Source organism: Mesorhizobium sp. RCAM 05099, assembly GCF_059683685.1.
The window spans coordinates 5,298,739-5,319,085 of sequence record NZ_CM185035.1 but is presented as its reverse complement, the minus strand read 5'-3'; the positions used below and the strand labels follow the sequence as shown (position 1 = coordinate 5,319,085).

Sequence of the window (20,347 nt, the reverse complement as noted above, 5' to 3'; positions counted from 1 at the left end):
TCACTCCTCCTCATATGCATCTCGAAAATCAGCGCCGATTTCGCCAAGAAAGCTCTTTTCCGCGCTCTCGGCGATTTCACGATGGCGTTTCTGGTAAAGCTCCCACAGCTTGGCGCCACGCCCCCCGAAAGCAGGGTGCCGATCGCGGAATTCGATTTCAGCTCTTCCTCGATCACCGCCGGGTCGAAACGGTCGATCATCCGCCGCAAGGCGCCCTGTACGCCGCGCCAGGCGCGCACGTGATGCTGCGCCAGATCGCGAACCGCGTCGGCGATTGCCGCTTCGCCGGCGAGAAATCCGGGGCTGCGCTCGGCGATAAGCGTCACGATGGCGTCGTCGACCGTCGGCAGAAACTTGAGTGGATTGACTTCGGAGGCGCCGACCATGGTCTGGGCGACGCGAGCGTTTCCCTTTTCCTCCGCCCGTTTGCGCAGAAGCTGCATCAGGCCTTCCATCATCAGCCGATATTCGCGACCGAACTTCTCCATTTCCGCGATGCTGTCGCGTCCCGGGAAATCGGCCTCCTCGACGCCCATGCCGCGCAGGAATGCCGTGCGAAGCGCCATCTCCGCATGCGGCGGCGCTGCCGACGGGCGGTTGGATTTGGGAGCGGCACCTGTCCGTGCTGGAGCCGGGACCTCCGCCGCTTGCATGGGCAAATCCCAGGGATTGGCGGATTGTGGTCGCTGGGCGATGTGCTCGCGCTGTCCGGTCGAGCCGGCGCCGTTCGCCGAACTGGGCGCCGGGGCGGGTCCGAAGCCAAAATCATCATTGAAATCGGACAGCTTTCCACGAGCGAGGTCGGCCGCGCGGCCGGGGGATGGCACCGGGTCGAGGCTGAAGGGGTCCGCCGGGTTCGCCGCGCCGCCCGGTTCGGGATAGGCGGCGCCTTTCGACACAGGCGTTGAAACCGGATCGAGGCTGAACGGATCATCGAAAGCAGGCGAGCTGCGCTGGCTGGAAATGGCCCGCTCGAACGCGCCCGGGACCGGCTGCTCGAACGGGTTCGGCAGGTCGGCCGGACGTGGCCGCCGCGGCTCTTCTTCGACCGTGGCGGAAAAGAAGTCGTCGCGGCCGATGCTCACCGGCACCCGCGATGCCGGCGGCAGGCGTTCGGGAACCGCCTGGCCGGCTGTCGGCGCTTGGGCGGTTGGCGTCTGCAGGTCGACATATACGATGTAGTCGCCCAGTCTCAGCCGCATGCCGCTTTGAAGGCGCGTCGACTTGCCGGCACCGAGCGGGCTGTCAGAGTCGTTTATGAACAATCCGCTGCTCGATGTGTCGGTGACGAAATATCCATCTCGCCCGCCCGAGATCCTGCAATGAGCCCGTGAAACGAACATGTCGGGGTCGTCGATCTGCCAGCCCGCGTCCGCGCTGCGGCCGATCACCAGCTCGCCCTCGTCCAGCCGGGTCTGCCGTACCGCCTGGGTGCGTGGCCCTTGCTCCAGCGTCAGCAGCAGACTCATGCCGCGACCCCCGCCATTTCCGGCCGCCATCCGACGATTGTCCGCAGCCGCATGTCGTCAGCATCGCCCCTTTCAGCGGGCCGCGCAAGCCAGGCGGTCCGGCCGAGCTGGACCGCTCCGATACGCGGCGGCGGCACCGCTTCACGCGCCAGCACGATGCGCAGGTCGACGTCGAGCGATTCCCCGACCATGTCGCGAACGGCCTGCTTGAACAGTTTGAGCCGTGGGCCTCCCGGCAGGAAAGCCTTGAAGTCCTCATAGCCCAGCGGGCCGACACGCAGTTCGATCCTGCTTTGGCGGTTGAAAACGCGCGGGCCGATCGTCGCCCCCCGGCCGAGCCCTGCATAGGCTTTTGCAAGGCGGGTCTGGAGCCCGGTTGGTATGGTCATCCAGGCTGCGATGAACTCCTTGATCTGAACCGGCACCTTGAACGCTTCGGCCAGGAACAGCGTCAGCCGTTCCGGGCCGTCGACCTGGTTGGCGAGCGATGCCGCCTGGCGAAGCTTCACCGTATCGAGATCGGCGTTCTGGGTGCCGGGAAGTCCGATCCCAGCCATGGCTTCAAGCATGGCGCGAACGCGCCCACCGACCGCGCGTTCGACCTGTACGGCCGGATGGGCATCCGCCCACGCCCGATAATACAGGGCGATCAAGCGGTGCTGCAGAATGTTGACGAAATCCAGGAATGTCGTGTCACTGGTCTGCTGCGCATCGGCGCCGGTGAACCAGCGCTGTGACAGGCGATCGAGCACCCAGCGCGTCAAATGGAGCGGCAGCGGGCCTTCAGGTCCCATCAGGCCGAGATTTGTGACCGTAACCCTGGCCGGGGCCTTGTCCTTCGCTTCGCGGTACTCAACCACGTCCCTGGCCGAAAAGCTGAGACGCACATGCTGTCCGAGCCTTGCCGGCTCGCGCTCCGGCGAGCCGGAATGGCCGAACAGCCCGCCCCTGCGTTCGAGCCGGCGCAACAGCTCGAAGAAGTCGAACGTCTCGGACAGTTCCTCGGCCCGCTTCGGGTCGACTGTGTCTAGATCAGGTAGCGATTGCCGGGCGTCATCGGCCATGGCACATCCTCCTGCTTCTGTAACAGCCGCGTACGGGTTCGCACAAAGCCGTTTATACCGGCATGACGGGCAAACAGCCGTGCAAGCAAGGCCGAAAGCAGCAATGTGCTCTGCCCTGCCAGGACCGACTGGTCCACATGCAATGTCACTTCCGTGCCGCGCCCGAAGCACATTGGCCCGTCGATCTGCAGCCGTTCGATGACCGACCGCGAGTCGATGCGGACGATCGAATGCACATTGCGGGCAAGGCTCGGATCGCCCCGGTCGGCATAAAGATCGAGCAGCGCATGCAGCGGATCGACGCCGCGACCTTCCTTGGCAAGGCTAAGAAAGTTGAGCGACAGCTGCGCCACGAGCCGCCAGGCGAGATTGTCGGCGCGGGATTCGCCCGCCGCGCCGGCCGGCAGCGCCGCGGGGATAGCCGGGCGAGGGGGACGCAACGCGCCGAGAAGCCGGACCGTTTCGACCGGGTCGCCGGCCTCCAGCGTCAAGGTGGGATTGTCATCGAGGATCGGAAGATCGCGGTTGGTACAAAGCGCCACGATGTCGACACGCTTCAGCGGCCGGTTCGCCTGGCTTTCCACCGGGCGTGAAATCGCCAGGAAAACATCGTCCCCTGTGTAGGAGGTGCGGGTCAGTCCGTCGCGCCGCTCCTCTTCCGTCGCGCGCCGTGGGCGCCGCTCGGTGGAATAGACCCAGCCACTGCCGCGGTTTTGCCCCAGGCTGAAGAGCTCGGGAATTTCGGCGTCGTTGCCTTCCGTGTCGGCGTCCTCGACGCGGAGGATCCGATAGATTTCGAAGTCGCGCGCCCGCGTGCGGTCGGCATGCAGCACCTGGCGCGTCTTGCGCGGGTCAAGCTCGATGACGTTGCACTCACGCTCGAAGAGATTGATGATCGGCGTTGCAAAAAGCTCGAAATCGGCCGCTGTCAGGTCTGCAAGCTCGGGCACTGGACGCCTGAACATGAAGATGATCTCGAGGCCGGCCGCGCATTTGCGAACGACAGGTTGCAGCCCCGATATCCGCACATAGTGGAAGCGCTCGGGCATCATGAAATATTCGCGCAGCAGACGGTACCCCTCGAACGTCGGACGGGTACGAGGCATCAGCGCTTCGTCGTCGCTGATGCCGATCATTTCGGGTTCCGGCAAGGGCGATATGGGATTGGTCTTGCCTTCCGCCCGTGCGCCAACGGCCGAGCACGCGCCGAAGATCGCGTCGAAAAGCAATGGTGCCTTGGTGCGCCCGGCAAAGTAGAGATCAAGCTGGTCGAGCGACAGTTCGTCGAGCCTGCCTTTTCCGGTCCGAGCCAGCACGATGCGGAGCGCCGCCTCGCCGCCGACACCGCCGATCGGCGCTATGCCGCCCGCCGCCAGCGCGCTGCGATCTTGAAAATAGCTTACCGAAGTGACCGCTATCGGCCACAGCGTGATGTCCTGGGCCGTGGTGAACGTGCAGCGCGTCGAAAGGCCGGGCTGCAGGCTGGAGACCAGCCGGGTGTTGCGCTTGACGACGTGGCCGGTAACCATCGTCTGGACCTGCTGGCCGGGTTTCAGCACCACCATCGCCGTTGCCGGCGCCGGCGTGACCAGGTCGGGATAGAGGACGTCCAGCACGCTGCGTGAAAACCGCGAGCGTTCCGCATCGACCTTCAGCCGGGTGCGCGCGGCGAGGAAAGCGACGCCGTCGAGCAACCGCTCGACATACGGGTCCGGACACGGGACCGTGTCGAGTGACAGGTTGCGAGCCACCGCCGGATGCATGTCGGCAAATTCCGCCGCGAGTGCACGGATATGGGTCAGTTCCTCCTCGTAATATTCTACGAAGACCCGATCCATCTCAGGCTTCCCTAAATTCGGTCCGCGCCAGGCCGTTATCGAGATTGATCGTGGTGCGCAGCCGCATGCGTTCCGGCGTCGGCGTCATGATCAGCACCGCGTCTATCTCGATCTTCAACCCCACGCTCTTGTCGCCAAGCGTCACCGCGACCTTCGTCGCGCTTTCCTTGAGACGTGGCTCGAACGTGGCAAGCACCGAGCGGATCTCGCGCGCCAGGGCTTCGCGATCAAAGTCGCGGGACGAACGTCCCGAGAAGGAAGGCACGCCGTAGTTGACCACGCTTCGGCGCACCTCCGGAAAATCGGCGAGCGACGGCGGGTTGTCCGCCGCCTGCTCGCTTTCAAGATCGGACAGAAGCGGAACAGCCTCGAAACGCTCGGTGTTGAACAGAGCCTCGATGTCGCGCCGCACGGCCTCCCTGAGCACACGGGCCGACACGACCACGCCACGGCTTTCCATCTCCGCGCGGTGTTGGGTCTGAAAGGCCAGGCGGTGCAGGCGCCGCTTCTGATCGGCCGTCAGCTCCGCATCGGCATCGATGAGCCGAGCGCTGCCGGCGACCAGGGTCTCCAGCCGGTCCACGCCGAGTTCGTCCTGCAAGGCCTGGCGCAGCCCGTCTATCTCGGAGACCATGCCCGGCAGGTCGTTTACGAGGCGGTCCCAGAGAGAGGGTTGGACCGCCTCGCGTTTTGCTCGCGAACCGCCGGTAACCTGCAGCTTGTCCGCGCCGGGCCGCCGGCCCTCACTTGCCGACATAGACATCCATTTCGATTTCGTCATTGTCGTCGTAGACGAACTTGATCTTCTTGTAGGCGAAGCTGACCTCTTCCTCGATCAGGTCTTCCTCATCCTCGGCCTGCGACATGTCATATTCCATGATCGAGGCGTCGGTGAGGGTGACGACCAGGTAGTCCTTGGTCTCGCCATCGATGGTCCGGCGTGCCGAGAACACCACTTCGTCCAGCGCCTTGTTCTCGAACAGGGCTTTTTTCAGATAGGGCGAGGACTTGTCATAGTGCTTGGTGAACTTGATCATGCCCAGGGCAACGCGGCCACGGCGCGAGAGCGAATTTGGATCGTATGGAGCGACCATCTTGTAGTCGACCCCATGGATTTCGATTTCATCCTCGTGGCCGTCTCGAACGCTTGGGCCTTTGATATCCGGAACTTTTAGAAAGCCATCAATCTTCATGGTTGTGGGCATTGTCTTTCTCCACCGCTTTCAAAAACCAAGATGTTGTTGCTGTTGATCAAGTCTTCACGGACGGCAGTTCCGACACCAGTCGGAGCGAGGCATTGATGCCCTCCAGCTGGTAGTGCGGGCGCAGATAGAAGCGGGCATTGTAGTAGCCGGGCCGCCCCTCCACGCTGTCCACCTGGACCTCGGCGGCGGCAAGCGGGCGCTTGGCGCGCGCCTTGTCGTCGGCAAAGGCCGGGTTGGCCAGCACGTAGCGGTTGATCCATTCGGTCAACCAGATCTGCATGTCGGACCGCTCCTTGAACGAGCCGACCTTGTCGCGTGCAATCGCCTTGAGGTAGTGCGCAAAGCGCGAGACCGGGAACAGATAGGGCAAGTTGGCGCTCAGCCGTTCATTGGACTGCGCGTCGGGGTCGACCAGCCGTCCCGCCCGTGTCTCGTCGTCCTGCAGTGAGTGTGCGCCGATGAAGGCCGCGAGATCGGTGTTCTTCCGATGCAGGATGGGCATCAGGCCGAGCTTGGCCAGTTCCGCCTCGCGCCGGTCGTCGATGGCGACTTCCGTCGGACATTTCATCGCTATCGACCCGTCATCGGTCGGGAAGCTGTGCACCGGCAGGTTGAGGACCGTGCCGCCATTCTCGACGCCGCGGATCTGCGTGCCCCAGCCATAGAGCTTGTGGCTGCGGTTTATGTTCACGCCCATCGGGAAGGCGGCGTTCATCCAGACATATTTGTTGTGATCGCCCTGCACCTCTTCCTCGAAGGTGAAGCCCTTCACCGGAACGGTATCGGTGCCATATGGCAGTCGTGCCAGAACGCGGGGCATGGTCAGGCCGATGTAGCGAGCGTCCTCGCTCTCGCGCAGCGACTGCCACGAGGCATAGGCTGGGTTGGAGACGATCTGCTGCAGGTCTTGCGGGTTCGGCAATTCCTGCCAGCTGTCCATGCGGAACAGGCGCGGCGAGGCGGCCGCGATGAACGGCGTGTGCGCCGAAGCACAGATGCCGGAGATATTGCGCAGCAGACCGACGTCGCGCGGGTGGTTCGAGAATTCGTAGGCGCCAATCACACAGCCGATCGGCTCGCCGCCAAGCATCGAATACTCGTCCGTATAAACCTTCTTGAAGATCGGGCTCTGATCCCACATCTGGCCTTCATAGTCTTCGAGCGTGTCGGCCAGCTGCTCCTTGGAAATGTTCATCACCCGGATCTTCAGCTTCTGATCCGTCTCGGTGTTGTTGACGAGATACCAGAGGCCGCGCCATGTGCCTTCCATTTCGCGCACTTCCGGCGCGTGCAGGATCTCGTTGACCTGTGTCGTCAGCATCTTGTCGATGCCGGCGATAAGCGACTTGATCGACTTGATCGCGTTGGACGAGATGGTCGTGGTATCGGAACGGGATTGTGCCGCGAGCGCGAGATTGCGCACGAGTTGCTGCAGCTTCTCGCTGTCGTCCTTCTTGACCTTGAAATCCTTCTCTAGGAGTCCGCTGAATTCGCCGAGGTCTATGGCTTCGGCCTCGGCGGCGACGGCGGCGGTCTTTTGCTGTTCGGCCATGGTTTACTCCTTGTCGTCGTCGGACATTGCCTGGCTGGCGATCTTGCTAAGAAGCGGCTCGTTGTTCAGAAGTTGCGCGATGCGTTTTTCGGCGTCGACACGGCCGTCCATGAAGCCGAGCAATTCCTCGAGCTGGCGACGCATCTTGAGGATCTCGGCCAGTTGCGGAACTTGCTCGGCGATCTTGTCCGGGGCGAAATCACCCATTTTGGTGAAGGTGAGATCGAGCGCCAGTTCCTCGTCGCGCTCCTGGCCTTCGGCCTGCGGCAGCGTGTTCTTCACCCGGGCTTTGACGCGGGGCCCGAGCGCCTCCATGAACTTGGGGAAGCGGTTCGCGTCGGTCTCGACGAAGGAGCGGTCCAGCACCGACTTTGATGCTTCCTTGGTCTGCGAAGCGCCGGAAAGGTCGGCCATCACGCCCATGACAAACGGCAGTTCGATCGTCGTCGGGCTACCGTAGGTTTCCACGTCGTAGGCGATCTGCACCCGTGGCGCGCGATTTCGTTCGATGACCTTCGCTTTGCTTTCGGCTGGCATGTGCTGTTACCTTTCATCCTTCTGAGCCGTCTTCTTGGCATCGGGAACGCCGGCAAGCAGCCGGAATTCCTTCAACCCCGACGGGGCGAGATCTTCCATCAGTTCAACGAAATCCATATGCACCATCCGGCGCACGCGCCGCGCCAGGTGCGGAATCGGGCTCGACGGTTCGGTGCGGTCATAGAAGGCGACGACGAGGTCGAGGCATTTCACCACGTCGTCGCGCGAGGAAATCCGGTCAGGAAGCCCCGTGCTCGAGTCCGCGTAGCTTGCCATACTTGCCATAGTATCGGCTCCATGACCGTTTCGAGCAGGCATTGTCTGTTCTGCCGGCGAGGGCGGCTTGACCGCGCCATTCGGCACGGCGTCGACGGTCGAATTCCGTTCGAGGGTCGTCAGCAAACGCTGCAGAAACCGCTTTAACTCCGGAACGGGAGCACCGCCGCCCTCGAGACGGGCGTTGAGGGCGGCCTCAACCGCATCAAGGGCCGCGATCGCTGCCCGGGCGTCGGCCACGAGCGAGACCATCTCGGCGTCGGCTTGATCTATCTGTGCCGCGCATCCGGCACGCACCCGGTTCAACAATTGTCCGTGCGCGCTGACCAGTGCGGCCTTTTCCGCCGCATTCAACCCCGAGGCTGCTTCCTGGAGCATGACACGGTCGTCGAGCGCGCCTTGTTCCAGATCGCGTCCCGTGATTGGCCCGATCGAGCGTGGCGCAAAGAACGTCATTTGCCGCAGGTTCGCCAACAGCCCGTCCTGACCGTTCTGGAGGTCGAGCAGCGCGTTGATACGGCGCAAGGCGGCATCGCGTGGCGAAGCGCTGGGCCGCAGTGCCGGATGCATGGTTTCCCAATGCTGATCGAAGGTCTGCGCAATGAGGGTCAGACCTTGCGCGAGCCCGGCCAGTCGTTCTTCGTTGGCCAGCGCGCGCGTCACGACGACGAGCAGGCGCAGGTCCCGGCCATGCGCGCGCAATTCCTCCGCCTTTGCGAGAACCGCGGGCCAGTCGACCGGAATGGTGCTTTGCGAGGTGGGCTTGTTGCGGCCGTCATGGACGACCTTGACCTGAGGTTCCGTCAGGCGCTCCAACTCGTGAAAAGCCGGATCGTTGCGCAAATCCTCTCCCGACGGATTTTCACCGTCGAGCGGACTAAGCCATAGTGCGACATCGATCACACCGACCCCCCAAGCAACCGGCCCTGAAACCGTATGTGACCCAACGTTATCACAGCGTTGCACTTTACCACAATTCAACCGCTGCTCAAAAAATTAACGAAAGCTGACCAGACCGCGGCCTCGGTGCCGAAACCCTTGGCGAGATTGCCGAACCCTGTATGTGAAATGCATCGCATGGAGGCGTGCGATTCCGTGGTTATTTGCAGCCGGCGGTGCGGGACTTTCCACAAATGGAAAGAGCCGGCCGAGCCGGGCATCGAGACCAGGTCCATCGCCCGCTTTGTCAAGTGACGGCTTATGTGGCAGGTTATCGACTGGCAGATCGCAGGAGCACGTTCGATGGAACAGCGCCGGTCATCGCAGACCTTCAAACGCAAGGAACTGGTCGGCAAGCTCAATCCTGTCGGGGTGCGCGCCTTCAAGGCCGCGGCCGACACCGCCAAGCTGCGCGGCAACCCTTACGTCGAACTCGTCCACTTCATCGAGCAACTGGTGCTTTCCGACCGCTCGGATGTGCAGATGATAATCGCCGACGCGGGGGTGGATGCGAGCCGGCTCACGGCCGATATGACCCGCGCCGTCGACAAGCTGCCTTACGGCGCCACGTCGATCGAGGAATTCTCCGACCACATCTTTCACGCCATCCAGGAAGCCTGGAACCTGGCAACGCTGGAATTCGGCGTGGAGGAAGTTCGCAGCGCGCATATTCTTCTCGCTTGCCTGAAGACGCCGGTGCTGGAAGGCCTGCTGTCGAAGATCAGCGGCGAGTTTGACAAGATCGACGCCGACGCGGTTATCGCGCGGTTCGCCGATGTCATGGAAGGTTCGCTCGAAGCCGGCGCCTCGACTGCCGTGCCCGCCGCGGAGACGCCGCGGCGGTCTCCGGGTGGGGATTCTGCACTGGCGAAATACGCGACCGACCTGACCCAGCGTGCCCGCGACGGCAAGATCGATCCGGTCGTCGGCCGCGATCCGGAGATCAGGCAGATCGTCGATATCCTGATGCGGCGGCGGCAAAACAACCCGATCCTGACCGGCGAGGCAGGGGTCGGCAAGACCGCGGTCGTCGAGGGCTTTGCCTTGCGTATCGCCCAAGGCGATGTGCCGCCCACACTGCAAGGCGTCAGCGTGCGCATGCTCGACGTCGGATTGATGCAGGCGGGGGCAAGCGTGAAGGGCGAGTTCGAAAAACGGCTGAAGGCTGTCATCGACGAGGTGCAGTCTTCCGAAACGCCCGTCATCCTGTTCATTGATGAGGCCCACACCTTGATCGGCGCGGGCGGCGCTGCTGGAACCGGCGACGCGGCCAATCTCCTGAAGCCGGCACTGGCGCGCGGTGAACTTCGCACCATCGCCGCAACGACCTGGGCCGAATACAAGCAGCACATCGAGAAGGACCCGGCGCTGACCCGCCGTTTCCAGGTGGTAAAGATCGACGAGCCGTCGGAGGCGGTGGCCGTTCTCATGTTGCGCGGCGTGGCCGGCGTTCTCGAGCAGCACCACAAGGTGCAGATACTCGATGAGGCGATCGAGGCGGCGGTCGGCCTGTCGCACCGCTACATCCCGGCGCGGCAACTGCCGGACAAGGCGGTGAGCCTTCTCGACACCGCTTGCGCGCGCGTCGCCATATCGCAGCACGCCACGCCGGCCGAGGTCGAGGATATCATGCGCCGCCGGCAGGCGCTGGAGGTCGAGCGCGGCATCATCGGCCGCGAGGCCGCGATCGGCATCGAGGTGGCTGAGCGGCAGGCACGGGTCGAGACCGGGCTTGCCGAAAGCGAGGCCACGCTGGCGGCCGCGCAGCAACGTTGGGATCGGGAAAAGGCGCTGGTTGCCGAGATACTCGAATTGCGTGCCAGGCTGCGCGGCGAAGGTGTGCCGCTCGATGCGGTGGAGACGCCGGAGGCCAACACCGAGACAGCAGGCGCGGACGCGGTTGAGACCCAACTGCCCAAGACTGAAACACTTAAGACTAAGACCGAAACGCCCAAGACCAAGACGGCCACAACCAAAACCGCCGGGACCGACGGGGAGGCACCGGCCGCTGCCTCCGCCCCTCCATCCGATCCGGCGGCCGATCTTGCCCGGCTGCGCGAACTGATGGCCGAACTGGCCGAGGCGCAAGGCGAAACGCCGCTGATCCTGCCGTCGGTCGACCGCAACGCCGTGGCGGCGGTCGTTCAGGACTGGACGGGAATACCGACGGGACGGATGCTGTCGAGCCAGACCGAAAAGGCGCTGCGGCTCGCCGCGACCCTGTCCGAACGCGTGGTCGGCCAGGATCACGCCATGGAGATGATCGCCAAGCGTGTGCAGACCAGCCGCGCCGGGCTCGGCGCGCCGGAAAAGCCGGTGGGCGTGTTCCTGCTCTGCGGCCCCTCCGGCGTCGGCAAGACCGAAACCGCCTTGGCGCTGGCCGAAACGCTCTATGGCGGCGAACAGAACCTCATCTCGATCAACATGTCCGAGTTCCAGGAGGCCCATACGGTCTCCACCTTGAAGGGTGCGCCGCCCGGATATGTCGGCTATGGCAAGGGCGGCATCCTGACCGAGGCGGTTCGCCGCAAGCCCTATTCGGTGATCCTGCTCGACGAGGTCGAGAAGGCCCATCCTGACGTGCACGAAATCTTCTTCCAGGTCTTCGACAAGGGGATGATGGATGACAGCGAGGGCCGGCGAATCGACTTCAAGAACACGCTGATCCTGCTCACGTCGAATGTCGGCTCCGAAGTCATCATGGACCGGACCAGGAATGGCACGCTACGGGCAGGGCTCGACGATCTGGACGCGTCGTTGCGCAGCCCGCTGCTGAAGGTCTTCCCGGCGGCCTTCCTCGGCCGGGTGGTGACCATCCCCTATTACCCGCTCTCGGATTCGATGATCGAAGCCATCACCCGTCACCAGTTTGCCAAGATCGCTCGCCGCCTGCGTGCAACCAACGACGCGGAATTGGTAATCGGCGACGGGGTCATGGATCTGGTCAAGGCCCGCTGCACCGAGATCGAATCCGGCGGGCGGATGATTGATGCCATCCTGACCAACACGCTTCTGCCGGAATTGAGTCGCGGCGTGCTGAACCGGTCGCTCGGGGGCGAAAAGATGACGAAGGTGACCGTCGGCGCCTCCGAGGAGGGCTTCACCTATTCCTTCGAGTAGCTTCTGGCGAATGTTGATGAAGCGTCAGACGATCCAAACCGACCGTTGCCGAGCTGCTGCCACGTCACCTTGCCCTTTGCGTCGCGGGTCTGGGGGCTATTCATGGCGTAGCGCATCGATCGGATTTAGATTCGCGGCGCGGCGCGCCGGGAAGTAGCCGAACAGCACGCCGACCAGGCCGGAGAAAAGGAACGATCCCACCACGACCGTCGGTTCGAAGACGAAAGGGACGTTCAGCCAGCCGGCCATGGCGGCCGCAACGCTCAGGCCGATGGCGACGCCGATCAAACCGCCGAAAAGCGATAGCACCACCGCCTCGACCAGGAACTGCGCCAGAACCTGGCGGCGCAGCGCTCCGATGGCGAGCCGGATGCCGATCTCCCGCGTGCGTTCGGTCACCGATACCAGCATGATGTTCATGATCCCGATGCCCCCGACCAACAGGCTTACGGCGGCGACGGCGCTCAACAGCCCGGTCAGCACGGTGGTGATGTTGGACAGCGTGCTGCTGATCTCGGTCATGTCGAAGACGGAAAAATCATCCCGCTGGCCGGTCCCGATCCTGCGCCGTTCCCGCAGCAGGTTCTCGATGTCGCGTTTCACCTTGGCCGTCGCCGTGTCGGCACGCGCCGCGACGTTGATGAAATCGACGTCGATGTTGCCGGCAATCCGCCGCTGGAAGGCGCGCAGAGGAATGATGACGATGTCGTCCTGGTCCATGCCGAACGCGCCAGCACCCTTGGAAGCCAGAAGGCCAATGACCGTGCAGGGGATTCTCTGCAGGCGAAGAGCCTGTCCGATCGGGTCGGACTTGCCGAACAGATGCTGGCGGACAGTCTCGCCGATGACACAGACAGGATTGCCGGCGCGCAATTCGCCGTCCGTGAACAGGCGGCCCGAAGCAATTGTCCATTGCCCTGCTTCGAAATAGGTATTCAGCGTTCCTGCGACCGAAGTTTCCCAGTTCTCGTTTCCGACCACGGACGTGACTTTCGCCGAAGCGATCGGTGCAACGGCCTTCACCCCGCCGATCTGATCCGCGATCGCCGCGGCATCGGCGGCGTCGAACGGCCTGGCCGTCGAGCGCGCGCTGCCGGGAGCGCCGCCCGGTTCGCCCGGCCTGACCGAAAGAAGGTTGCTGCCCAGGCGCGAAACGCCGGAGACGACGCTTTGCGTGGTTCCGTTGCCGATGGTCACCAACGCCGTCACGGCCGCCACGCCGATGATGATGCCGAGCGCGGTCAGCGTGGACCTCAGGGCATTGCGGCGGATGGCGCGAAAGGCCAGCAGGATGGTTTCAAGGAACATCAGGCGGCCTTGCTGTTCAATTGGTCGGTTTCGATCTCTCCATCCTTGAAGCGAACGATCCGCTGCGCGAAGGCGGCCATGTCCGGCTCATGGGTCACCATGACTACGGTTATGCCCTCGCTCCGGTTGAGACGGATCAGCAGGTTCATGATCTCGAGGCTGCGCGCCGTATCAAGATTGCCCGTGGGCTCGTCGGCGAGCAGAAGGGCGGGAGCCGTCACGATGGCGCGGGCGATGGCGACGCGTTGCTGCTGCCCGCCCGAGAGTTCGTTCGGCGCATGGTTTTCCCACCCGGCAAGGCCGACCTGTCGCATGGCGTTGAGCGCAAGTGTACGCCGCTCGCGGGCGCCCATCTGGCGGTAGATAAGCGGCAGTTCGACATTCTCGATCGCGGAGGTGCGCGGCAGCAGGTTGTAGCCCTGGAACACGAAGCCGATATAGTGCCGCCTCAGCAAGGCACGCTGGTCGTTCGAAAGCGCGCCGACATCGAGGCCACGGAAATAGAAATGGCCGCCCGTCGGAGTGTCGAGGCAGCCCATGATGTTCATACAGGTCGATTTGCCCGAGCCGCTAGGGCCCATGATGGCAACAAATTCGCCCTCGGCGATATCGAGGGAGACCCCGCGTAGCGCATTCACCGTCGCGCTGCCTTGCCCGTAGGACCGGGCGAGGTCCTGCAGCTTTATCAGAACGGGACCGGTGGACGGCATGTCTCAATCCGATCCGGTTGAATCGACGATCAGCAGGTTGCCGTCCTGCAGGTCACCCTCGAGCACCTGCGTCCAGTTCCCGTCGGTGGCGCCGGGCGTTATCAGGAGAGGTGAGGCGGCATTGTCCTTGAGAACCCAGATGCGCTTTTGACCTGGCGGAAGGTTGTCGCTCAGCTGCGTCTGTGCCTGCGTGGGCGGCCGGGGCATCAGCTTGACAAGCCAGTTGCGGTTGTCGGTGGCTTCGGCGGCCTTGGGCGGCGCGTAGCGCAATGCCGCATTCGGTATCAGCAGGGTATCGTCGACCCTCTGGGTGACGATCTCTGCGGCGACAGTCATGCCCGGCCGCAAGGCCAGCGATGCGTTGTCGACCGACAGCACTGATTTGTAGGTGACGACGCCGCTGACGGTCACGGGCGCGTAGCGAAGCTGGATGACTTTCGCGGCGAAGTGGCGATCGGGAAAGGCTTCCACGGTGAAGGTTGCGTCCTGTCCTTCCTTCACGCTCCCGGCGTCGGCCTCGTCGACGTCGACAAGCAGTTGCATCTGGCTAAGATCGCCCGCGATTGTGAACAGAACCGGAGCCTGAAGCGAGGCGGCGACCGTTTGGCCCGGATCGACATTTCTATCGAGAACGATGCCGTCGATCGGTGAGCGGATCACTGCCTTGTCGAGATCAGTCTGATTGGCGGCAAGGTCGGCTTCGGAGACCTTTACCTGCGCCTTGGCGCTGTTGAGGACAGCTTCGGCCTGGTCGCGTGCCGACTCTGCCGCTTCCAGATCCTGCCTGGACGCAAAGTCGTGAAGCACGAGAGGACGCAGGCGCGCGAGGTCGCTTTCGGTCTGCGTAAAGGCAGCCTGTTTCTGCGCGACGTCGGCCTTCATTGCGTCGAGTTGCGCGCGTGTATGATTGGTTTCGGCAATCAACTTGTCGGTGTCGATCTCGGCGAGGACCTGTCCGGCGGTCACCTTGGCGTTGTAGTCGACCAGGACCGATTTCACCCTGCCGGACAATTCGCTTCCGACCTGGACCTGCGTGATCGGATCAACCGTACCGGTCGCCGAAACCGATACGGTAAGACCACCGCGCCTGGCCGCCACGGTCTGGTACTGGAGCGAAGACACAGCCTGGTGCACGGACCACCACCAGCCTCCGGTTGCCAGGACAAGGACAACCAGTGCTAGCCACAACAAGGATGCACGCTTGCGCGGCCACCAGCCCGAACCGGCGCCGATTTTCAGGATATCTTCCATCTCGGGATTTGTTGCTTCAGGATTTGGTGCGAGCATGGATTCCAGTCCTTTCCGCCGGCTCGGCTTGACGCCGGCCGTTCTGGACAAAGCTGTGAGGAGAGTGCGCCTTCACGACTATTCCGCGCCGTTCCAGCTCATTTTGGATGCCCTTGGGGATATCCCGGCATCCGCAATGGACGGCGTGTTCCAGGTGCCACGCGATCCGATCGTCCATGGTCGCGTTCGCGGGCATTGCGTTCGCTGCGTGCCATTGCCTGTTCATGGTTGACCGATCCCATGCTGAGACGTGAAACGTTCTTTTCCTCGACTGCTTGGGCAACTCTTTCGCCTTTCGGCTGACCGGACATTGATCCCGGTCAACGGCGAAAGATTTCCTCATTGCGCTAGGTCAAGGAAAGAGGACGTGGCACGGCCCATTGTTCGCCAGGGCAGCAAGAAACGCAGTCGAGAAACAAGGAGAATGCGCTGTGGTGAAGATGATGAAGGCCGCCGTGGTCCATGAATTCGGCAGGCCACTATCGATCGAACAGGTGCCGGTTCCCATTCCGGGCCCGGGGGAAATCCTGGTCAAGGTGATTGCGTGCGGCGTTTGCCATACCGATTTGCATGCCGCCGATGGAGACTGGCCGGTGAAGCCCGTGCCGCCGTTCATTCCCGGGCATGAGGTTGCCGGCGTGGTCGCGGCGCTCGGCCTGGCGTGACCGACTTCAAGGAGGGCGATCCGGTCGGCGTTGCTTGGCTGCACGATGCCTGCATGCGTTGCGAATACTGCGAGACCGGCTGGGAGACGCTTTGCGAGCACCAGCATGACACCGGTTACAGCTGCGACGGCGGCTTCGCTGAATATGTCATTGCATCGGCACCTTTTGCCGCACGCCTGCCTGCCGGTGTCGATTTCGCGCAGATGGCGCCGATCCTTTGCGCTGGCGTGACCACATACAAGGGTCTGAAGGAAACCGAGGCCCGGCCAGGCGAGTGGGTGGCCATATCCGGCGTCGGTGGTCTCGGCCACGTGGCGATCCAGTATGCCAAGGCGATGGGGCTGAAGGTCGTGGCCCTGGACGTTGCACCCGAAAAGCTCGCTCTGGCCAAGGCCGCCGGAGCCGATCTCGCATTCGACGCGCGCTCACCCGATGTGGTGGCCGAGGTGATCAAGGGGACCGGCGGCGGTGCTCACGGCATTCTCGTGACCGCGGTTTCGACGCCGGCTTTCAGCCAGGCGCTGCATATGGTTCGCCGCAAGGGGACGATCAGTCTGGTCGGCCTGCCGCCTGGGGAATTTCCGACACCGATCTTCGACGTCGTGCTGAAGCGCATCACGGTGCGCGGCTCGATCGTCGGAACCAGGCGCGATCTCGACGAGGCCATCGCCTTTGCTGCTGACGGCAAGGTAAAGGCCGAAATCACCAAGGGACGCCTCGAGGACATCAACACAATATTTGCCAACCTCAAGGCCGGCAGGATTCAGGGACGGATGGTGCTTGATTTCTCCGAGCCCGTTCGCAAGCCGGTATCTGAGCGCGCGGCCGTTCCCGCCTGACGACAGACATAAGGGCGGCGTCAGAGGACGCCGCCCTTATGAGCTTGGCTTTCGTTCGGTGCCGTATCTGATGGGTGGAAGTGCTTCAATCCGGTCGAGAGTGAAACGGTGTTCACCACGCGGGGCGCCCGGAATTGAGCGCCAGCCTGGACGATGCCGAAGGCCGGCAAATTGATTCAGGGCAAGGCGATCCACGAGAACACATGCCAGAGAACAACGAGACTTTAAGCACCGCCTTTTTCAACGACCAATCCAGAAGGTGCGCCATGGAACTGATGGAAGCATTGCGGACGCGGCGAGCGGTCCGTGCCTATACCGACGAGCAGATCGACAACGATCTGATCCACGAGTTGATCGATGCTGCCATCTTGGCGCCGAGTGCCATGAACCTGCAGCCATGGTCCTTTGTGGTGGTGAGCGGCTCCGCGCGTCTGCGTGCGTTATCGGACGAGGCCAAGCACTTTGCGGCCAGCAACCTGCCCAAGGGCTCGCCGCTTGCTGGCCATCTTGCCGATAAGGAGTTCGAGATCTTCCACGGCGCGCCGGCGCTGATCATCATCTGCGCGACGAATGACGAAAGGCAGTCCGACGAGGATTGCTGCCTGGCAGGGCAGAATCTCATGCTGGCAGCCCATGCCAGGGGTCTGGGAACATGCTGGATCGGGTTGTCTCGGCCTTGGCTCAACGAGACGACGGTGAAGAAGGAGCTTGGGATTCCGCTCGCACTGAAACCGGTTGCACCCATCATTGTGGGCCGGGCACGGGCGTTGCCAACCCCGACATCAAGAAATGAACCTCGGATTATATGGGGCCACTGATCGCGCAGGGTTGGAGCGCCCTGCGACAGCGAGGGACCGCTCTGGACCTTGATCAATCTATTTCAAAGGAGAACAAAATGATTGTGTCTAATGGTACGCTCGTCGCGGTAACCGACGGCGAGAAGTTGCGCCTTTTCCGCAACAAGGGTCACGAACCCCGGATCGACCTGGTTGAATTGCGCGAACCGGCCCTCCAAGCGGCCAACACGGGCTCTGGCGGCCGACATCGCAGTTCCACCGCCAATCCCGACGACTCTCGCCTGCGGGAAGATGACTTTGCCGCGGCCGTGGCGGAGTATCTCAATCGCGAAGCGCTGACGGAGGCGTTCGAGCATGTCGTGGTGATCGCCGATCCGCGCACGCTGGGCGAACTGCGCAAGCACGTCCAGGCTTCGCTGAAAGCAAAGGTGGTGGGCGAACTTAGCAAGGATCTCGCGAAACACTCCGTCGAAGCCATCGAGAAGACATTGGCGGCGGCTTGAGTCCGCGCGAGACCGGCCGCGATATCTGTTTGAGAGTTCGTTTGCCTGCTTTGTCGCGCGACCGAGGCCAGCCGGCTTCGACGCGTGTCAATCATGTTCCCTCGCCATGTTGACGAGGATCAATGAGGGCTGGGTCCGTTCCCTGTTGGATGGCCTTCGATCCAAATTGGGGAACGGTGATGCAGACGAATGAAACGCCGCGATATGACGCTAGCGTGAACACGACTGGTTGCTGCCCGAGGTTCAACCCTGAGGGCTGGGACGGTCAGCAATTGCACTTCAAGGACAAGCGGTTTCTCAAGGCGACAACCCACAGCGTGATGCATGTCCCGATGAACATGGGCAGCGTATTCGCGCGTGTTAACAGGCATATCGATGACGCCGGTGCTTCGGACATGGACCGATTCATCGTGCTCAGCCGCGATATCTCGCCATGGAGCAGTGAACATCTGTTTTCAGCCTCGAAAACCGTCCCAGGCGAGGAGATGACCACGCTGAGCGGTGACTTCATAACGAAAGTGTTCGAAGGCCCGTACAGCCGGGCGAGGCAGTGGCATGAGGAAATGCGGCAGATCGCGCGCGATCGAAAATCGGAGCCGGGCGACGTCTATTTCTTCTACACGACATGCCCGAAATGCGCCAAGGCTTACGGAAAGAACTATGTCGTCGGTGTCGTTGCGACAAACTGAGCCACGATTGCTGTGCTCATACGCGGTCCGCTGGTGCGTCCCGGTCCCCGCGCGCGATCAGAAGACCGAGACCGAAGAGGGCGCTATGTCAGGCGCTTGTGGCTTCCGAAGGGCGCCCAGCTCTTCACGACCTGCAGCTTGTCCGTGCTAAACCAGTCCAATTCGCGGAAACCAGAGGTGCGTGGGAGGGGAGTCATTCGATGGAACCGTCGGAGGCATCGGCTACAACGCTTCGCCAACGCTCGAGTTTCTTCGGAAGCTTGGGCCCAGGACTGATCACCGGCGCGGCCGATGATGATCCAAGCGGTATCGCCACCTACAGTCAGGTGGGGGCGCAATTCGGCTACTCCCTCTCCTGGACCATGCTGTTCAGCTATCCGCTTATGGCTGTAACTCAAGGGATCAGTGCCGGGATCGGCGCTGTGACTGGCCAAGGTATCGCACGCAATCTGCGTCGGCACTACTCGCCTTGGCTGCTGCGTTTCGCCGTTCTTCTCCTGCTCGTCGCCAACATCATCAACATCGGCGCCGATCTCAGCGCAATGGGGGCGGCGCTTGAATTGCTCATAGGTGGCCCGCGTCACTTGTATGCGATCTTCTTCGCCCTGATCTGCATCTTTCTGGAAATCTTCGTGAGCTATCGTCGCTATGTGATGGTGCTTAAATGGCTGACCCTGTCCCTGCTTGCCTACGTGGCGGTGGTGCTGTCAGTCCATGTGCCCTGGGGGGCGGCGCTCTATGGTGCGCTGGTGCCGCAAATCGTCTTCGACGGCGATCACGCCATGGCGCTTGTTGCCGTCCTTGGCACAACAATCAGTCCCTACCTCTTTTTCTGGCAGGCCGGGGAGGAGGTTGAGGAGCAGCACCGGCAACACCGTCGACGGCTTGGCGCCAACTCACACGCTGCCGGGCCGGAACTGGCGCGCATTCGTGGCGACACGCTGTTCGGAATGGGCTTTTCCAATCTGGTGGCAATCGTCATCATCACTGCGACGGCGGCAACGGTTCATGCCAACGGGATTACGCACATCCAGACCTCGTCGCAGGCGGCCGAAGCGCTCCGGCCTGTTGCCGGGAACTTTGCGTTTGCCATTTTCGCTATCGGTATTGTCGGTACCGGCATGCTTGCCGTTCCCGTGCTTGCGGGCTCCGCCGCCTATGCTGTTGCGGAGATGTTTCGGTGGCCCGAAGGCCTGGACCGGCGCCTGGAAGACGCCAAGGCCTTCTACGGCGTAATCGCGGTGGCGACGCTGGGTGGGGTGACCCTGACTTTCGTGGGCCTGGATCCAATCAGGGCCCTCTACTGGAGCGCTGTCGTCAATGGAATTCTAGCGGCGCCTCTGATGGCAATCATGATGATGATCGCCATGAACCCGCGGATCATGGGTCACCTGACATTGCCGCGCTGGATGGTTTTCGGGGGCGTGCTTGCCACGACGGTGATGGCTCTGGCTTCAATTGGCTTTTTCGTGCTGTGACCGACACTCCGGCCCGAGCCAAATCAGATGATGGGAGACTTTCTGTTCGGTTTGGCTTCTTTTGTATTCGG

Annotated in this window: 15 protein-coding genes and 2 pseudogenes; 6 read left to right on the top strand and 11 right to left on the bottom strand. The window is 62.6% G+C overall.

What is annotated here, in order from left to right:
• From tagH to tssA, 8 genes and pseudogenes are all read right to left on the bottom strand, one after another.
• A pseudogene (tagH, locus tag AC56QQ_RS26335) lies at nucleotides 1–1,469 on the bottom strand (type VI secretion system-associated FHA domain protein TagH).
• Nucleotides 1,466–2,533, bottom strand: coding sequence for a type VI secretion system baseplate subunit TssG (gene tssG / locus AC56QQ_RS26330; protein WP_497123945.1), 1,068 nt, complete (start codon nucleotides 2,531–2,533; stop codon nucleotides 1,466–1,468). Before tssG ends, tagH begins: the two are co-directional and overlap by 4 nt.
• A complete protein-coding gene (gene tssF / locus AC56QQ_RS26325) occupies nucleotides 2,497–4,371 on the bottom strand; it encodes a type VI secretion system baseplate subunit TssF (protein WP_497123944.1) in 1,875 nt (624 codons plus the stop codon). Before tssF ends, tssG begins: the two co-directional genes overlap by 37 nt.
• Nucleotide 4,372: 1 nt before the next feature.
• Nucleotides 4,373–5,128 (bottom strand): type VI secretion system baseplate subunit TssE, encoded by a 756-nt coding sequence (gene tssE / locus AC56QQ_RS26320; protein WP_269904036.1) that lies wholly within the window; start codon nucleotides 5,126–5,128, stop codon nucleotides 4,373–4,375.
• Nucleotides 5,115–5,576 carry an Hcp family type VI secretion system effector gene (locus AC56QQ_RS26315; RefSeq protein WP_489860103.1) on the bottom strand — a complete coding sequence of 154 codons (462 nt, stop codon included), beginning with the start codon at nucleotides 5,574–5,576 and terminating at the stop codon, nucleotides 5,115–5,117. The genes tssE and AC56QQ_RS26315 overlap by 14 nt, the downstream gene beginning before the upstream one ends.
• A gap of 46 nt (nucleotides 5,577–5,622) precedes the next feature.
• Complete coding sequence (tssC, locus tag AC56QQ_RS26310) at nucleotides 5,623–7,128, bottom strand: type VI secretion system contractile sheath large subunit (protein ID WP_091583629.1); 1,506 nt, start codon at nucleotides 7,126–7,128, stop codon at nucleotides 5,623–5,625.
• A 3-nt stretch (nucleotides 7,129–7,131) separates the two neighbouring features.
• A complete protein-coding gene (gene tssB, locus AC56QQ_RS26305; protein ID WP_256750102.1) occupies nucleotides 7,132–7,665 on the bottom strand; it encodes a type VI secretion system contractile sheath small subunit in 534 nt (177 codons plus the stop codon).
• A 6-nt stretch (nucleotides 7,666–7,671) separates the two neighbouring features.
• On the bottom strand, nucleotides 7,672–8,844 hold the full coding sequence (gene tssA / locus AC56QQ_RS26300; RefSeq protein ID WP_497123943.1) for a type VI secretion system protein TssA: 1,173 nt from the start codon (nucleotides 8,842–8,844) through the stop codon (nucleotides 7,672–7,674).
• Between the two features lie 339 nt (nucleotides 8,845–9,183).
• On the opposite strand from tssA, the gene tssH reads away from it, so the two are divergent.
• On the top strand, nucleotides 9,184–12,000 hold the full coding sequence (gene tssH, locus AC56QQ_RS26295; protein ID WP_497123942.1) for a type VI secretion system ATPase TssH: 2,817 nt from the start codon (nucleotides 9,184–9,186) through the stop codon (nucleotides 11,998–12,000).
• A 96-nt stretch (nucleotides 12,001–12,096) separates the two neighbouring features.
• On the opposite strand, the gene AC56QQ_RS26290 is transcribed toward tssH, so the two are convergent.
• From AC56QQ_RS26290 to AC56QQ_RS26280, 3 genes are read right to left on the bottom strand one after another with little or no spacing between them, the layout of a single operon-like run.
• Nucleotides 12,097–13,308: an ABC transporter permease gene (locus AC56QQ_RS26290; protein ID WP_489860107.1), complete on the bottom strand. Its 1,212-nt coding sequence runs from the start codon at nucleotides 13,306–13,308 to the stop codon at nucleotides 12,097–12,099.
• Complete coding sequence (locus AC56QQ_RS26285; RefSeq protein ID WP_497123941.1) at nucleotides 13,308–14,018, bottom strand: ABC transporter ATP-binding protein; 711 nt, start codon at nucleotides 14,016–14,018, stop codon at nucleotides 13,308–13,310. The genes AC56QQ_RS26290 and AC56QQ_RS26285 overlap by 1 nt, the downstream gene beginning before the upstream one ends.
• A 3-nt stretch (nucleotides 14,019–14,021) precedes the next feature.
• Complete coding sequence (locus tag AC56QQ_RS26280) at nucleotides 14,022–15,305, bottom strand: efflux RND transporter periplasmic adaptor subunit (RefSeq protein ID WP_497123940.1); 1,284 nt, start codon at nucleotides 15,303–15,305, stop codon at nucleotides 14,022–14,024.
• A 443-nt stretch (nucleotides 15,306–15,748) separates the two neighbouring features.
• On the opposite strand from AC56QQ_RS26280, the pseudogene adhP reads away from it, so the two are divergent.
• From adhP to AC56QQ_RS26255, 5 genes and pseudogenes are all read left to right on the top strand, one after another.
• Nucleotides 15,749–16,809, top strand: a pseudogene (gene adhP, locus AC56QQ_RS26275) (alcohol dehydrogenase AdhP).
• A gap of 134 nt (nucleotides 16,810–16,943) precedes the next feature.
• Complete coding sequence (locus AC56QQ_RS26270; protein WP_489860110.1) at nucleotides 16,944–17,627, top strand: nitroreductase family protein; 684 nt, start codon at nucleotides 16,944–16,946, stop codon at nucleotides 17,625–17,627.
• Between the two features lie 77 nt (nucleotides 17,628–17,704).
• On the top strand, nucleotides 17,705–18,109 hold the full coding sequence (locus tag AC56QQ_RS26265; protein ID WP_497129129.1) for a host attachment family protein: 405 nt from the start codon (nucleotides 17,705–17,707) through the stop codon (nucleotides 18,107–18,109).
• A gap of 179 nt (nucleotides 18,110–18,288) precedes the next feature.
• Nucleotides 18,289–18,798 carry a hydrolase gene (locus AC56QQ_RS26260; protein WP_497123939.1) on the top strand — a complete coding sequence of 170 codons (510 nt, stop codon included), beginning with the start codon at nucleotides 18,289–18,291 and terminating at the stop codon, nucleotides 18,796–18,798.
• A gap of 200 nt (nucleotides 18,799–18,998) precedes the next feature.
• Nucleotides 18,999–20,276, top strand: a complete 1,278-nt coding sequence (locus AC56QQ_RS26255) for an NRAMP family divalent metal transporter (protein ID WP_497123938.1) — start codon at nucleotides 18,999–19,001, stop codon at nucleotides 20,274–20,276.
• Nucleotides 20,277–20,347 lie beyond the last annotated feature (71 nt).

What these genes read in the sequence shown, in the direction of transcription:
- tssG (WP_497123945.1), bottom strand. Translation starts at nt 2,533, where the DNA reads ATGGCCGATGACGCCCGGCAATCGCTACCTGATCTAGACACAGTCGAC.
- tssF (WP_497123944.1), bottom strand. Translation starts at nt 4,371, where the DNA reads ATGGATCGGGTCTTCGTAGAATATTACGAGGAGGAACTGACCCATATC.
- tssE (WP_269904036.1), bottom strand. Translation starts at nt 5,128, where the DNA reads ATGTCGGCAAGTGAGGGCCGGCGGCCCGGCGCGGACAAGCTGCAGGTT.
- AC56QQ_RS26315 (WP_489860103.1), bottom strand. Translation starts at nt 5,576, where the DNA reads ATGCCCACAACCATGAAGATTGATGGCTTTCTAAAAGTTCCGGATATC.
- tssC (WP_091583629.1), bottom strand. Translation starts at nt 7,128, where the DNA reads ATGGCCGAACAGCAAAAGACCGCCGCCGTCGCCGCCGAGGCCGAAGCC.
- tssB (WP_256750102.1), bottom strand. Translation starts at nt 7,665, where the DNA reads ATGCCAGCCGAAAGCAAAGCGAAGGTCATCGAACGAAATCGCGCGCCA.
- tssH (WP_497123942.1), top strand. Translation starts at nt 9,184, where the DNA reads ATGGAACAGCGCCGGTCATCGCAGACCTTCAAACGCAAGGAACTGGTC.
- AC56QQ_RS26290 (WP_489860107.1), bottom strand. Translation starts at nt 13,308, where the DNA reads ATGTTCCTTGAAACCATCCTGCTGGCCTTTCGCGCCATCCGCCGCAAT.
- AC56QQ_RS26285 (WP_497123941.1), bottom strand. Translation starts at nt 14,018, where the DNA reads ATGCCGTCCACCGGTCCCGTTCTGATAAAGCTGCAGGACCTCGCCCGG.
- AC56QQ_RS26280 (WP_497123940.1), bottom strand. Translation starts at nt 15,305, where the DNA reads ATGCTCGCACCAAATCCTGAAGCAACAAATCCCGAGATGGAAGATATC.
- AC56QQ_RS26265 (WP_497129129.1), top strand. Translation starts at nt 17,705, where the DNA reads ATGATTGTGTCTAATGGTACGCTCGTCGCGGTAACCGACGGCGAGAAG.
- AC56QQ_RS26260 (WP_497123939.1), top strand. Translation starts at nt 18,289, where the DNA reads ATGCAGACGAATGAAACGCCGCGATATGACGCTAGCGTGAACACGACT.
- AC56QQ_RS26255 (WP_497123938.1), top strand. Translation starts at nt 18,999, where the DNA reads ATGGAACCGTCGGAGGCATCGGCTACAACGCTTCGCCAACGCTCGAGT.